This window comes from Pseudaeromonas sp. HNCC25DJ180 (assembly GCF_055413345.1).
Window position 1 is genome coordinate 144,612 of sequence record NZ_JBVAYF010000011.1, and the last position, 13,867, is coordinate 158,478.

General features: G+C 58.4%; 10 protein-coding genes. 4 read left to right on the plus strand and 6 right to left on the minus strand.

The window, feature by feature from the left end:
• The first annotated feature begins 193 nt into the window (after window positions 1-193).
• On the plus strand, window positions 194-442 hold the full coding sequence (locus tag ACZYTD_RS11795) for a TIGR02647 family protein (protein ID WP_463892244.1): 249 nt from the start codon (window positions 194-196) through the stop codon (window positions 440-442).
• Here the strand turns inward: ACZYTD_RS11795 and ACZYTD_RS11800 are convergent.
• The 6 genes from ACZYTD_RS11800 to ACZYTD_RS11825 all read right to left on the minus strand — a co-directional run bounded on the left by ACZYTD_RS11800 (window position 420) and on the right by ACZYTD_RS11825 (window position 7,440).
• The gene (locus ACZYTD_RS11800; protein ID WP_463892246.1) at window positions 420-800 is read right to left on the minus strand and encodes a hypothetical protein; all 381 of its coding nucleotides are present in this window, start codon (window positions 798-800) and stop codon (window positions 420-422) included. The two genes, ACZYTD_RS11795 and ACZYTD_RS11800, sit on opposite strands and share 23 nt — an antisense overlap.
• On the minus strand, window positions 797-1,825 hold the full coding sequence (locus ACZYTD_RS11805; RefSeq protein WP_463892294.1) for a LacI family DNA-binding transcriptional regulator: 1,029 nt from the start codon (window positions 1,823-1,825) through the stop codon (window positions 797-799). Before ACZYTD_RS11805 ends, ACZYTD_RS11800 begins: the two co-directional genes overlap by 4 nt.
• Before the next feature lie 29 nt (window positions 1,826-1,854).
• Complete coding sequence (locus ACZYTD_RS11810; protein ID WP_463892248.1) at window positions 1,855-3,264, minus strand: sucrose-6-phosphate hydrolase; 1,410 nt, start codon at window positions 3,262-3,264, stop codon at window positions 1,855-1,857.
• Window positions 3,264-4,634: a sucrose-specific PTS transporter subunit IIBC gene (locus ACZYTD_RS11815; protein ID WP_463892249.1), complete on the minus strand. Its 1,371-nt coding sequence runs from the start codon at window positions 4,632-4,634 to the stop codon at window positions 3,264-3,266. Before ACZYTD_RS11815 ends, ACZYTD_RS11810 begins: the two co-directional genes overlap by 1 nt.
• 79 nt (window positions 4,635-4,713) lie before the next feature.
• A complete protein-coding gene (locus ACZYTD_RS11820; protein ID WP_463892251.1) occupies window positions 4,714-6,228 on the minus strand; it encodes a carbohydrate porin in 1,515 nt (504 codons plus the stop codon).
• A gap of 273 nt (window positions 6,229-6,501) precedes the next feature.
• On the minus strand, window positions 6,502-7,440 hold the full coding sequence (locus ACZYTD_RS11825) for an aminoimidazole riboside kinase (protein ID WP_463892252.1): 939 nt from the start codon (window positions 7,438-7,440) through the stop codon (window positions 6,502-6,504).
• 316 nt (window positions 7,441-7,756) lie between these two features.
• On the opposite strand from ACZYTD_RS11825, the gene ACZYTD_RS11830 reads away from it, so the two are divergent.
• From ACZYTD_RS11830 to ydiJ, 3 genes are all read left to right on the plus strand, one after another.
• Window positions 7,757-9,979, plus strand: coding sequence for a putative bifunctional diguanylate cyclase/phosphodiesterase (locus tag ACZYTD_RS11830; protein WP_463892253.1), 2,223 nt, complete (start codon window positions 7,757-7,759; stop codon window positions 9,977-9,979).
• Between the two features lie 38 nt (window positions 9,980-10,017).
• On the plus strand, window positions 10,018-10,530 hold the full coding sequence (locus ACZYTD_RS11835; protein WP_463892255.1) for an arsinothricin resistance N-acetyltransferase ArsN1 family B: 513 nt from the start codon (window positions 10,018-10,020) through the stop codon (window positions 10,528-10,530).
• 187 nt (window positions 10,531-10,717) lie between these two features.
• Entirely contained in the window at window positions 10,718-13,771 is a 3,054-nt protein-coding gene (ydiJ, locus tag ACZYTD_RS11840; RefSeq protein ID WP_463892256.1) for a D-2-hydroxyglutarate dehydrogenase YdiJ, read from the plus strand.
• Window positions 13,772-13,867: the final 96 nt, after the last annotated feature.

Below are 13,867 nucleotides of genomic sequence, written 5' to 3' on the forward strand. Positions count from 1 at the left end.
GCTGTTGCATCCGGGATCGGCTTAACAAAACCATATTGGGTATCGGGTTGATGGGCGTCAAGTCGGGTGGCAAGACTCATCTGAGCGAATATCTTGGTAGGCACAACTCCTGATTGTTTGCGCTGACACGCAAATAGCGCCGGGGAGGCCATGCTAAGGTGCTTGGGTATCGTGAGTATTAGAAGGATCTCTTATGCGCAAAGAACAACTTAATCAGCCCTCTTTTATTGAAGACCTGAATCTGCTGGCCTGTTTTGATTTGAAAAATTTGGAGCTGGGGATCAAGGTGCGGCAGGATTGCGAGCCGGCTATGCAAGCGGCCGCCTTACGTCTTCACGCCAAGGGTATCATTACTAGCGCCGATGGCGGTTTCCTCACCCCGTTTGGTGTGATCCTGCTGGAGCATCTTGACCATCTGCTCATGGCGCTGGTGACTGAGTAACCTTAGTCTCGGGTGCCAACTGCAATAGCTCAAGCTTACTCAACTCCCACCCTTGGCCTTTTTGCGCAAACTGGCAAATAAAGCTGATGGGGGGAGTTTTCTTTTTATCCTCGCCCACCACGGCCCAAATGGTGGCAGGGGCCACCGGCTCTACCACCCGCTCAATCCGTAGTGTCATCAAGCCGCCCAAACGAAAACTGACCATAGTCTGGCACTCATTGGCCAGCTTGTCGGCTTGCTGGCGTATGGCGGCCTGCCCGCTGTGGCGCGCATCGGCCGTGGGCACTGTGGCTTGGGACCAGGCGAGCGGCGAGGATAGCCAGAGGACCCAGGAGATGAAGAGGTGCTTGGAGTTCATAGCTTAAGCTCCCGTGAGGCGACATGACGCCAGTGGATCTTCCCGGGCAGATAGAGGCGGGAGTCGGTCACCTCCTGCTGGTCGATGAGTTGGGTGATCAGGGCAAAGGTCCGCTGGGCCAGCCCGGTACAGTCCTGTGCCACTGTGTCGATACGCAAGGGTAGACAGTCAAAAAGGTAGTGGTCATCGAAGCTGCACAAGTGAATATCGCTGTCCATCAACTGGTGTTGATTCAGATAGCGCAACACCCCCTCCAGTAGGCCGCAAGCGGCGGTGAACAGCGCCTTGGGTGGGCGCCCCAGCTCGGCACAGAGGCTGGCCATCATTTCGTAACCGGAACTGGGTGAGTAGTTGCCGTGCCGGATCCAGTTGGCCTTAAGCTCGACCCCTGCCTGCTGCAAACCTAATTCATAACCTTGCAGACGATCGCGACTGGGGGAGAGCCGCAGCTGCCCCCCCAGATAGTAGATCTCGTCTGGATGTAGCCGCGCCACTGTCTCGATGAGTTCGGCGGTGGCGGCCACCGAGTCGGTGATCACCAGCGGCAGGGTGGAGTCGGCTATGTGGCGATCCAGTTGCACCACAGGCAAGGAGTGGTTGATCTTCAGGTACTCGCCATCCGAGAGGGCGCTGGAGGCCACGATCAGACCATCCACCTGACGCTGCACCAGGTTGTTTACGGCCATCATCTCCTGACTGGGGTTTTCGTCGCTACAGGCGATGAGCAACTGCAGGCCCGCCTCTCGGCAGAGGGTTTCCAGCTCGCGGGCAATCGAGGCAAAGCCATAGTTGGTCAGCTCAGGCACGACCAGGCCAATGGTATGACTGCGAGTGGAGCGTAAGGAGCGAGCATGAAAGCTGGGCTGGTAGTGGTGTTCAGCGGCCAGGGCCAGGATGCGATCCCGTGTCTCGTCTGCGACCCTATACTCCTTGCTGCGACCATTGAGCACCAGGCTGGTCGTCGCCTTGGAGACGCCGGCCAGCTGGGCTATGTCGCTGATGGTGATGCGTTTGCTCGATTTCACTGTGGGGTTCTTGGCGATGGAACTATGCCTCATTCTATCACGCAGGGGGCCAACGACCAGTAGCGCAGTGCCAGATGTGACTCGCCTTGCCAACTGATAAGGGGTGCCAACGCGGGGAAATAACGAGAACTCATCACGGCAGCGCCCTGATTGATAAAGATCTCGGCACTGGAACTGTCCAGCAACAGCTGTAACTGCTCAAGTTCACCGCGCCAGAAGCGTTGCTCGATCTGGCCGGTCCGCAGGTTGTGGCGGCTTAAGCTCAGTCGAGAGCCATCCCAGGCAAGCTCGAGCGTATTACCCAGGCTCAGCGAGAAGGGACCCGTCGGGTAGAGCAGCAATTCGGCACGGCTGGCGGCCAACTGGGGCGCCTGCTGGGCTATGCCCTGCCACTGGCTGGCCTCCTGACGCAGTTGTTTAAGCTCCCGAGCCGGTTGCTGGTAGAGCTGGTTGCCGACCAGGCTCAACTCCCGCGGGCAGCTCATGATATGGATCCACCCCTGTTGCAGCGTCGGCTGGTAGAACTCATCGCCATCGGGGATCCCCATCCAGGCAAACAGCAGCCGCCGACCATCTTCGGTTTGGGTGGTTTGTGGGGCGTAGAACTCAAACCCCAGATCCAGCTCCTCAAAGGCTCCGTGGGTAAAGTGGCCAGTGTCGTAGTCGAGTTGCCCCAGCAGATAACCGGTCTGGAAGGTGTTGAGGTAACGCTCCTCCTGGGCGGGCACCCCCTGGGGGCAGCAGATGAGCAGCTCTTGGCCGGCCAGGGTGAAAAGGTCCGGGCACTCCCACATGTAGCCGAACTCCCCCAAGCCACCGAGCCCGGAGCCGGCGATCTCGCCCATGGCATGCCAGCTGTGCAGATCCTCGGAGCGAAACAGCAGCACCTTGCCTTGGCCTTGCCGATCCTGGGCGCCCAGTACCATGTACCAGAGATCATCATGGCGCCAGAGCTTGGGGTCGCGCACATGGCCGCTGTAACCCTCAGGCAGTGCCAGCACAGGCCCCAGTTTGTCGAATTCCCCCTGCTCGTTCTCGACGGCGAGACACTGATAGGCGGTGCGTGAACCATCCGGAAATTTCACGTTGCCTGTGTAGGCCAGCACGATTTTCTCAGCACTCACCACGGCGGAACCTGAGTAGCAGCCATTACGTTCGTACTCTTGGCTGGGAACCAGCGCCACCGGCTCATGACGCCACTGCAGCAAGTCGCTGGAGCTCCAGTGGCCCCAGAATTTGGCACCGTGAGCACAGGCCAGCGGGTTCCACTGGTAGAAGAGGTGATAGCGTCCGTTGTGCTGGATAAAGCCATTGGGATCATTAAGCAGCCCCACAGCCGGGGCCAGATGCCAGTGGGGCCGATAAGGATCGGCCGCCGCTGTGAGTTGCCCGCTCATTAAAGAGCGGGCCAGTTGTTTGAGTAACGAGGTTTCGCGCATTATTCGCTGTCCGTTTGATACTTGAGCAAATAGGAGATAACGAAGGCCGAACCAAAGGCAATCACCAGACCGATAAGGTAGCTGACGACTGAGCTGGCTTGCACTATGGCGATCCCCGGTATGCCGGTCAGGCCCACCGCTGTCATGCCCACATGGTTGGCGACAACCCAGGCACCGCCCAAGGCTCCACCGGCCAGGGCGGCCAGGAAGGGCTTCATGAAGCGCAAGTTGATACCGAAGATAGCCGCTTCAGTGATCCCCAGCAGGGCCGAGAGGGCGGAGGGCACGGCGATGGCTTTGATCTTCGCGTCCCGGGTTTTGAAGTAGACGGCCAGACAGGCGCCACCCTGCGCCACGTTGGCCATGGCCCAGATGGGCAGCAGGAAGTTGACGCCGATCTTCGGGTTACCCAGCAGGCCAGCCTCGATGGCATGGAAGCTGTGGTGGATACCGGTGATGACGATGGCCGAATAGGTGCCGCCGAAGACCAGACCCGCCAGCCAGCCAGCCTGATCAATTAGGGTGCTCAGGACAAAGGAGATACCATCGCCCAAGGCGCGACCTGCTGGGCCAATGAACAGCAGGGCCACAAAGCCGGTGATGATCACGGTGAGGAAAGGGGTCAGGATCAGATCCAGCGCATCGGGGATCACCTTGCGCAGTCGTTTTTCCAGCAGACTCATAAACCAGACCGCCAACAGCACAGGGAATATCGTGCCTTGGTAGCCAATCATGGCCACATCGAGGCCGAAGAAGTCCATGGTCTTGAAGCCACCGGCCACACCCCAGGCATTGGTCAGGGCCGGATGGGTGAGGATCCCCCCTAAGGTTGCCCCCAGGTAGGGGTTACCACCAAACTCCCGTGCGGCAGTAAAACCGATGAGGATGGGCAGTATGATGAAGGCGGCTGAGCTGAACATATCCAGCATAATGAAGATGGCGCTGTCCGGGTCAGCCCAACCATAGGTGCGCACCATACCCAGAAGCCCCATCAGCAGACCGGAGGCGACTATGGCCGGAATGATGGGCACGAAGATGTTGGAGAGCAGACGGGCGGCTCGTTGTAGCGGATTGAGCTTCTTGGCGGCAATATCGGTCAGCTCGGCTTTACTGGCTTCGGTGATGCCTGCCGCCTGGCTGAATTCGGCAAATACCTTGTTGACGACGCCGGTACCAAAGATGATCTGGATCTGACCGGCGTTGCTGAAGCAGCCCTTCACGCCCTCAAGCTGCTCAATGGCGCTCTTGTTGATCTTGCTGTCATCTACCAGTACCAGCCGCAGGCGGGTGGCACAGTGGGCGGCACTGGCGATATTCTCCCTGCCGCCCAATAGGGGCAACAAGGCGTTGGCTGTGGCTTGATAATTCATATAAACCTCGATTCTATATGGCGGCAGGCAAGCTGCCGCACTCCTAATTGTATGGCGTTAAATGGTGTCGTGTTTGAGGCTAGAACCAGGTTTCCATCTGGACGCCAAAGTTCCATTGGCCACCGGCGGTAAAGCCGGCCTTGCCAAAGGAGTCATCTGTCGCGTAGCCATCCAGCTTCTTATCCCAATCCATATAGGTGGCAAACACCCGCAGCTCGGGGCGGCTGAAGAAGTTGGCTATCTCTCCGGCCTTGAAGGTGGGGGCGAAGGTGAGTTTGTAGAAGCCGCCATCTACCGCCTGGCGACCCAGATACCCTTGTGGATCCAGATCCATGTATTGATAGCTGCCTTCATAAGCCAGCATGAAGTTTTCGGTGATGTTTTGCAGCAGGCGGGCGTTGGCGGTCACCCACTGGTAGTCGTCATTTTTCACATAACGATCCTTGCTGCTTTGGGCCAGCAGAGCCGGGGCTAGGCTCCAGTTATCATTGATGGCCGTGGTGCCATAGCTGGCCAGACGCACGGTTTGGGCATCCTCGCCCAGATTGCCGTCTGAACCTAAGCCCTTGACCTCGGCACCCAATCCCTGGCCGTAGAGCAGGGCTGTCTTGGATGACCCTGAGCGCATGCCATAGAAGCTGTCGCCATGATAGGCCAGCATGGTATGGAAGCCCTTGTCGGCGCCGTGAGTCGTGCCGGCTGAGCCTACGTTTTCCCGGGCATCGTTGTCTTTGGCCTTCAGGCCGCTCACCATCCACTGGAACTTGCCGAAGTAGTTATTGCTGGTGAGTATGTAGTTCTGGATGTCACTGTTGACATCATCCAGGGCGCCAAAGCTGCGGCCATAGAGAGAGAAGTTGCTCTTGGCTGAGTCCGACCACTTGAGGTCATAGACACCGGCGCCGGTACCGGCCAGGAAGATGATGTCCGAGTCGAGCCAGTGGATGTCGAAGTTGTCCCGATCAAAGCGCTTGCCGGCCCACAGGGTGGCGTCTTTGGCCGCACCCGTGAAGGTGGGCAGGGTGCCTAGCTCGGCGAAGACCTGGCGTACGTTCAGGCTGGAGCTGCTGCCGGTCCAGTCGTTGTAGCTGCGTTGGCCATCGGCCAGCATCACCTTGTAACGGGTGGTGGCGCCGTTATCTAGGGTGCTTTTCTTCTCCAGATTGAGCTCCATGTAAGTATCGGGTTCATTACCCAGGCGCCCCACGGCCCCACCGGTTGAGCCAGCCGGTGTCACATAGGGACCGCCCTCGGTGCCGGTACCGCTATCACTAATCAATAAGCCTGAGCGGGCATAGCCATGGAATTCAACACCCGTACCGGCCAGGGTCTTGGTCTCCAGAGCATCGGTGCGTTGAGTTACCTGGGTGGTTTTCGCTTCGGTTTGGCTGGTGCGGGTAGCCAGCTCCTGAGTCTTCTGCTCTGCCGCCTGAGCGCGTGCTTCGGCTGAGCTGGCACGTTGTTCGGCTTGTTCCAAGCGTTGTTCCAGCGCTTCCAGGCGGTTTTCCAGCGAGTTGGCTGCTGCTGCCGCTGGTTGCATGGATCCCATCATCGCCAGTGTGATGGCGGAGGCAAGGTAGGTGAGTTTGGTCATGTGGTCGTTCCTTTGGCTGTAGGGCACTTCTATTATTTTGCTGAACTGCTAAACCGGTTTTGCTGAGTTGAGATTAGCCAGAGCCAAGGCCGGGTGCAAAAAAATCAGCTAACCCGTTTCAGCAATTGTGATCGTTCCAGCAATTTCTGTGTTGTGCCGAATATATCGCCAAGTGAGCAGGGTACATATGACCCCCTTTGTGCGCAGAGCATGACGTTCCGGCATAAAAAAGCCGGGTTAGGGACCCGGCTTAAGAGGTGAGCTGGTTTAGTGTTAGCCAGCAGCGTGGGGGAGCCCCTCGAGCAGCGCCTCCCGGTAGGGCAGGGCGGTCATGGCACCTTTGGCTGTGGTGGCCAAGGCCCCACAATATTGGGCTTGGGCGACTATGGGTTGTAGTTCACGCCACTCCGGCAGAGCGTCTCGTTCGGCTAGCCCGGCCAGCAGTCCTGCCACGAAGGCATCACCGGCACCTGTGGTATCAACCGGGGTGACGCGATAGGCGGGCAGTCGGTGTAGCTGCTGGCCATCATGAACCAGAACGCCCTCGGCCCCCAGGGTGACAAACAGCCGTGCGATCGGATAGCGCGCCATCAGCGCCTGGATGCTGGTGGCCATATCCTGTGCGCCGCCTAAATAGGCCAGCTCCTCACAGGAGAGCTTGACTGCGGTGGCCAGCGATAAGGCGCGCTCCAGGCAGGGTTTGAGCTCCTCCGGCTTGGCCCACATCTCCAGGCGGATGTTCGGGTCGAAACTGACATAGCCACCCGCAGCCCGGATCTGGGCCATGGCGGCAAAGGCCGCACTGCGGCTGGGCTCTTGCGACAGGGCGATGGAGCACAGATGCAGCCATTGGCCGGGGGAGAAATGGGGGAGTTCGGTCTCGGTCAGGAAGAGATCGGCGCTGGGGCGAACCAGAAAATGGAAGCTGCGCTCGCCCTGCTCATCCAACTCCACCAGCACGGTCGAGGTACCATGCTGGGAGTCAAACGCCAGCTGCTCAGTGGCAACGCCTTCTTGCTGCAGGGTCTGGCACAGGAAGCGGCCCAAGGGGTCTTGGCCCACTCGGCCGATGAAACCACTGTTGCCTCCTAGCCGGGCCACACCGACCGCCACATTGGCCGGAGCCCCCCCTGGACACTTCAGGTAACGCTCTGGGCCATCGGGGATCAGATCGACCACCGCATCGCCCAGCACCCAGACTCGATTATTCATGTCTCACCTCGTTTGCAATAGCGTTTCTGTTAAACTAGCTAAAGCGATTTAGCATGGCAACCAATGGCCACAGTTGAGGGAATTCATTGTGATCTGCATCACAATCCCCGGTTGCTTGGTTACGAGCAAAGAAGGCTTAAGAGAGAGCAGGGTCGTATCGTTTTGCTCAGAAGCCGAGCAAACGGCACACTTGGTAAGCGGGCATATGTAAAAATGCGAAAAATCCCCAACGGATTGGTTTTTCATACTCGATATTTACTGAGTAAATCATTAATGTCGCGGCAGTGGGAATCAGGTTACAGGGCCGCGTGTCGTCATGCTCTCCAAGGTGCAAGAGTTTCTCTTATTAGACAAGTTCGGTCGGGATGGTAAAGATCAGTTCAGGCTGAGCCGCAGCAGTGCCCTGCGCATCATCTGCCTGTGTGGTCTGTTGCTGGTGTTGGGGGTAGCGGTACACTCCAGCTACAAGGCCGCCATGGTCGGTCGCTATGAAGTCCCCTTCATCAACTTTTCCTTTTACTCCCTGCTGCTGGTGCAGGCCTGGTTGGCTCCCCGCTATTACCAGCTCATGGCCTGGCTCATGCTTGGCACTATAGTGGGGGGCGGCCTGTGCATGCAGCTGTTTATTCACGATGCCGAGCTGGCCAAGTTGGGCAGCCTGTTTCTTTACAGCTTGCCGCTTGTGGCTTTGTTGTTACTCGGCTTGCGGGTGGCTATCGGCTGTATGGTTTTCAACCTGTTGCCCTTTGGTTTTCTCCTCTACAACCGGCCACTGCCTGCCGTTTTCGGCATTGATATCACCCTGCCCAATTCTCATCATTATCTACATTGGCTCATCTTCATCTTCTTCAATATCTGTTTTCCTCTGGCTGTCGCGCGTGTCATGAAGTCCTTTGCCGCCTCGCTGGAGCAGCGCCAGACGCTGCTCAATGAGATGGCTCGCAACAACAGTTTCTATCGCCTGATCTTTGAGTCGGGGGAGCAGGGACGCCTGGTTATCGACAAGCAGGGCAACATTGAGGCTTGTAATCGCCGAGCCCGTCGTTTACTGGGCAATGACAAGCCGGAAGGTCAATCCCTGGCCCTGTGGTTACCCGGTCATCTGCTGAGCTCACTGCAGCAGGTGGGGGTGTGGCCCTGCAAGCTGAGTGAAGATAAGTTGTGGCATGTGACCTCCACCGGATTGGCGGGGGGGTTGCACCAGTTGTTGCTCATCGATGATCACACCGAGAACCGCCGTCTGCGGCAGCGGTTGCAGAAGGTAGAGCAGCATACTCAGCAGTTGCGTTGGTTTGATGAGCTGACGGGCCTGCCCAATCTCTCCTCTTTTCTCGCTCGTTTACGGCAGGTGTTTGCCGCACAGCAGGCGCCTGGCTTGCTCGCCATGATCAAGGTTCATACCCGCTTGCATGAGCAGCACCCTTATTCGGCTAACTGGTTGGCCAAACAGTTGCAGCCCCAGTGGAGTCATCTTGATTTCTTCTGTGCCTGGGATCCCGACACCCTGTTGCTGGCGCTCTACGATGGCGGTGAGGCGACGGCCGGGCAACTGCTGGAACAGGCCGTGGCGAGGTTGATGGCCGTGGCGCCGGCGGCTGGGCTCAAATGCGGAGTGCTGTTACGACCAGAGGCGGCGGCACCTGAGCTGCTGCTGCGCCATGTGCGTTATGCGCTGGAGCAGCTCCATGGCCGGGTCGGCATTCAGATATTCGATGCCGAACGTTACATGCAGGACAAGGATGATGCCTCTTTACTGGAGGATCTGAAGATGGCGCTGGCCAACAAGCAGATCACGGCCGCCTATCAACCCCAGTATTGCACCGAACGCCAATGCGTTACCGGCATGGAGGCGCTGGCGCGCTGGAATCATCCCAAGCTGGGATTTGTCAGTCCGGCGCACTTCTGTCGCCTGGCCGAGCAACATGGTCTCTCCATCGCGCTGACCGAGGCCATGCTGTTGCGTGTCAGTCGGGATCGTAAACAGTGGCAGGCCCAGGGCATAGTGCCACCGCGTATCTCGGTCAATTTCTCCACCCATGAGTTGGCCGATGATGCGCTGGTACGGCACTGGCTGACCCTCTGCAAACAGTATGGCCTGTCCAGTGATGCCCTGGAGATTGAACTCACCGAGAGTGCCTTCACCGAAGATGAGTCGTCGCTTTACAAGCGTTTGACTCTGCTGCGCAAGATGGGGATCTCGGTGGCGGTGGATGACTTTGGCACCGGTTACTCCTCACTGGGACGGGTGGTCAACATGCCGGTCAGCAAGATCAAGATCGATCGGAGTCTTATCCGCGACATCACCAGCAACGAGCGCAAGCGCAAGCTGGTGCGCACCATTCAGGTCTTGAGTCAGACCCTGGATGCTCAGTTGCTGATCGAGGGTGTCGAAGAGCCGGAGCAGTTGGCCATATTGGAGCAGCTGGGATGCCACCTCTATCAGGGCTACCTCTTCTCGCGGCCTTTGTCCCCGGCTCAGGTGGTCGACTTTTTGCAGGATTTGACCCCGTTGGCGGTAGAGACGGTGGGAATAGGCTAATCTTGGCTCAGGTTTATATTGCCTCAAGGAGTGCCGCCATGATCCGAGCCGTGCAGTTGGAGGATGCCAGTGCCATCGCCGCCATCTATAACCACTATGTGGAGCAGACCGATATCTCCTTTGAGGAGCAGGGCGTCAGTGATGAACTGATGCGTGAGCGCATTGCCCAGCTCAGTGCCCTCTATCCCTGGCTGGTCTGCGTCGAAGGTGACCAACTGCTGGGCTATGCCTATGCCACCGCCTGGCGTGGCCGCTCGGCCTATCGCTACAGTGTGGAAAGTTCGGTCTATCTGGCCCCCGAGGCGCGGGGACGTAACTTGGGCACCCCCTTATACCGCGAGTTATTGAGTCAACTGCGTGAAGCGGGCTTGCATGCCGTCATGGCGGGGATTGCCCTGCCCAATGCGGCCAGCATCCACCTGCATGAAAAGTTGGGGTTTGCCAAGGTGGCCCACTTCAAGGAAGTCGGCTTCAAACGAGATAAATGGATAGATGTGGGCTATTGGCAGCTCTCACTGTCGCGTTTGCGCACCCCACCACAAGAGGCGTAGCCAAGCCGGGTTGCTCACCAGGCCTGGCTACCAGCTACTAAGCAAATTATCACTAAGTGGGCGCCCTCTGGTGCGAGAAATGACATTTTTTGCTTTGGTTCATGGGGCGCTGCTGCTATACATATAGCCCATTTTTTTTCGTGTACCTCGCCGCGGTCGCGGTGGCAACCAGGGAAGTCAGGCAGCCATGATCCCGAGACTCAATCTTCAGGATGGAATCACCCCTCTCTACCACACATTTTTGCAGGCCCTTATCGATGGCGGCTTTGCCGGCGACGTAGAGAGTTCTTACTCCAGTCGTCTGGCGGTGGCCACAGATAATAGTGTCTATCAGTGGTTACCTCAGGCTGTGGTGTTTCCCCGCAGCACGGCGGATGTCATCCTGCTCAGCCAACTGGCCTCGCAAAGTGCCTATAGTGGCATCACCTTCTCGGCGCGCGGTGGCGGCACGGGGACCAATGGCCAGTCTCTCAACGATGGCCTCATAGTTGACCTCTCCCGGCACATGCATGGCATTCTGGAGTTCAATCTGCAAGAGCGCTGGGTGCGCGTGCAGGCGGGCCTGGTCAAGGATAAGCTCAACGAATTTTTGAAGCCCCATGGCCTCTTCTTCTCGCCAGAACTCTCCACCAGTAACCGCGCCACCATCGGTGGCATGATCAATACCGATGCCTCCGGGCAGGGCTCTTTGGTCTATGGCAAGACCTCGGCCCATGTGCTGGCCGTTACGGCCGTGCTAGAAGATGGCACCCAAGTTGAGGCGAGCCCGCTTCAGGGTGAGGCGCTGACCACCAAGTTGGCCGACAGTGGGCGGGAAGGGGCTATCTATCGCCAGGTACTGGCCTCGGCGCGCGACAAGCGTGCGGAGATTGAGGCGACGTTCCCCAAGTTAAACCGTTTCCTGACCGGCTACGATCTCAAACATGTCTATGATCCGAGCAATGACGGCGTGGATTTAAGCCGCCTCTTGTGTGGTTCGGAAGGAACCCTGGCCTTCATCACCGAGGCCAAACTGGATCTGACCCCCATTCCCACCTTCCGCACCCTGGTCAACGTCAAGTATGACAGTTTCGCCTCGGCGTTGCGCAATGCTCCCGTCATGGTGGCTGCCGAAGCCTTGTCGGTCGAAACCGTCGATTCCAAGGTACTGGATCTGGCCCGGGGTGACATCATCTGGCATTCGGTCAAGCATCTGATTGAAGATGTGCCCGGCAAGGAGATGATGGGCATCAACATCGTCGAGTTTGCCGGTGATAGCGCCGACGAGCAGATGCGCAAGGTGGAAGCCCTGTGTGCTCGTCTGGATGCGCTGCTGGCCGCGGGCGAGGGTGGGGTGATTGGCTACCAGCTTTGCGATGATCTGGCGAGCATAGAAACCATTTATGGCATGCGCAAGAAGGCCGTGGGCCTGCTGGGTAATGCCAAGGGGCGCAAGAAACCGGTGGCCTTCACCGAAGATACGGCCGTGCCGCCAGAGAAACTGGCCGACTTCATCATGGAGTTCCGCGCCCTGTTGGACGCCAACCAGCTTGCCTATGGCATGTTTGGTCATGTGGATTGCGGTGTGCTGCATGTGCGCCCCGCCTTGGATCTGTGCGATCCGGAGCAGGAGGTGGTGCTGCGTAAGATCTCCGACCAGGTGGTGGCTCTGACGGCCAAGTATGGTGGTCTGATGTGGGGTGAGCATGGTCGCGGCTTCCGCTCCGAGTATGGCCCAGCCTATTTTGGTGAGCTGTTCGATGAGCTGCGCAAGATCAAGGCGGTCTTCGACCCTCGCAATCGCATGAACCCGGGCAAGATCTGTACGCCTATGGGGGTCGAGGCCCAACTGGTCTCGGTGGATGCGCTCAAGCGCGGTGGTCTGGATCGCCAGATCCCGGTGACGGTGCGTGACAGCTTTGCCGATGCGGTCAACTGCAACGGCAATGGCCTCTGTTTTACCTTCGAACTCAGCTCGCCCATGTGTCCCTCCTTCAAGCTGACCGGTGATCGCCGGCATTCACCCAAGGGGCGTGCTGGCCTGATGCGCGAGTGGCTGCGCCAATTGCAGCTCCAGGGCTATGATCCTTTGGCCGAAGAGGTGGAGATCCACAATGGCGGTATCCGTTGGCATGAGCTGGTGGCGCGGGTACGTAATACCCTGGCTAAGGCCCGTGGCGAATATGATTTCTCCCATGAGGTGATGGAGGCGATGCAGGGGTGTCTGGCCTGTAAGGCCTGCTCCAGTCAGTGCCCCATCAAGGTGGATGTCCCTGCGTTCCGCTCTCGCTTCATCGAGCTCTATCACCAGCGTTATTTGCGTCCGGCCAAGGATTACTTTGTCGCGACCGTGGAGTCCTATGCGCCTTTGATGGCCAAGGCGCCGGGGGTGGTGAACTTCTTCTTGAAACAGAGCTGGGTACAGAAGGTGACCGAGAAGAGCATAGGTATGGTCGATGTGCCTATCCTGAGCGAGCCTACGCTCAAGCAGGAGTTGGCCGGTCATGATGCCAGCCTGTTCAATCTGGAAAAACTCGAGCAGCTCTCTGCCGAGGCTCGCAGCCAGATAGTGCTGGTGGTGCAGGATCCCTTTACCTCCTACTACGATGCCCCTGTGGTGCGGGATCTCATCCTGCTCATTGAAAAGTTGGGCTACCGTCCTCTGCTGTTACCCTTCAAGCCCAATGGCAAGCCGCAGCATATCAAGGGTTTCCTGCGTAGCTTCGCGCGTACGGCGGCCAATGCGGCCCAGTTCTTCAACCGGCTGCATAAGCTGGGGATCCCCATGGTCGGGCCGGATCCTGCCATGGTGCTCTGTTACCGGGATGAGTATGCCAAGGCGTTGGGTGATGCGCGTGGCGAGTTCAATGTGCAACTGCCGCAGGAGTGGTTGCTCTCGGTGTTGCCGAAGATCACAGGCAAAACCCGCTCCGATAAGCCGGTGTTCCACCTGCTGGGCCACTGCACCGAGAAAACCGCCAAACCCTCCACTCAGGGGGATTGGGCCACACTGTTTGCCCATCTGGGGGCCGAGCTCAAGCCGGTGGCCGTGGGGTGTTGCGGCATGGCGGGAACCTATGGCCATGATGTGAAGCACCTGGAGGACTCCCGTAACATCTACAACATGAGCTGGGGTCCGGCGCTGGCCAAGCTGCCCAAGGGCGATTGCCTCTCCAGCGGCTACTCCTGCCGCAGTCAGGTCAAGCGCATGGAGGGGGAGAAGTTACGCCATCCGCTGCAGGCTCTTTTGAGCCTGCTCTAATCCTTGAACTGACGCGCCCGCAGTAGATGCGGTTAGCGTTCAGGGCGAGTAAACTCGAGGGCATGACACCAGGTCATGCCCTTACTTTTTGGAGAA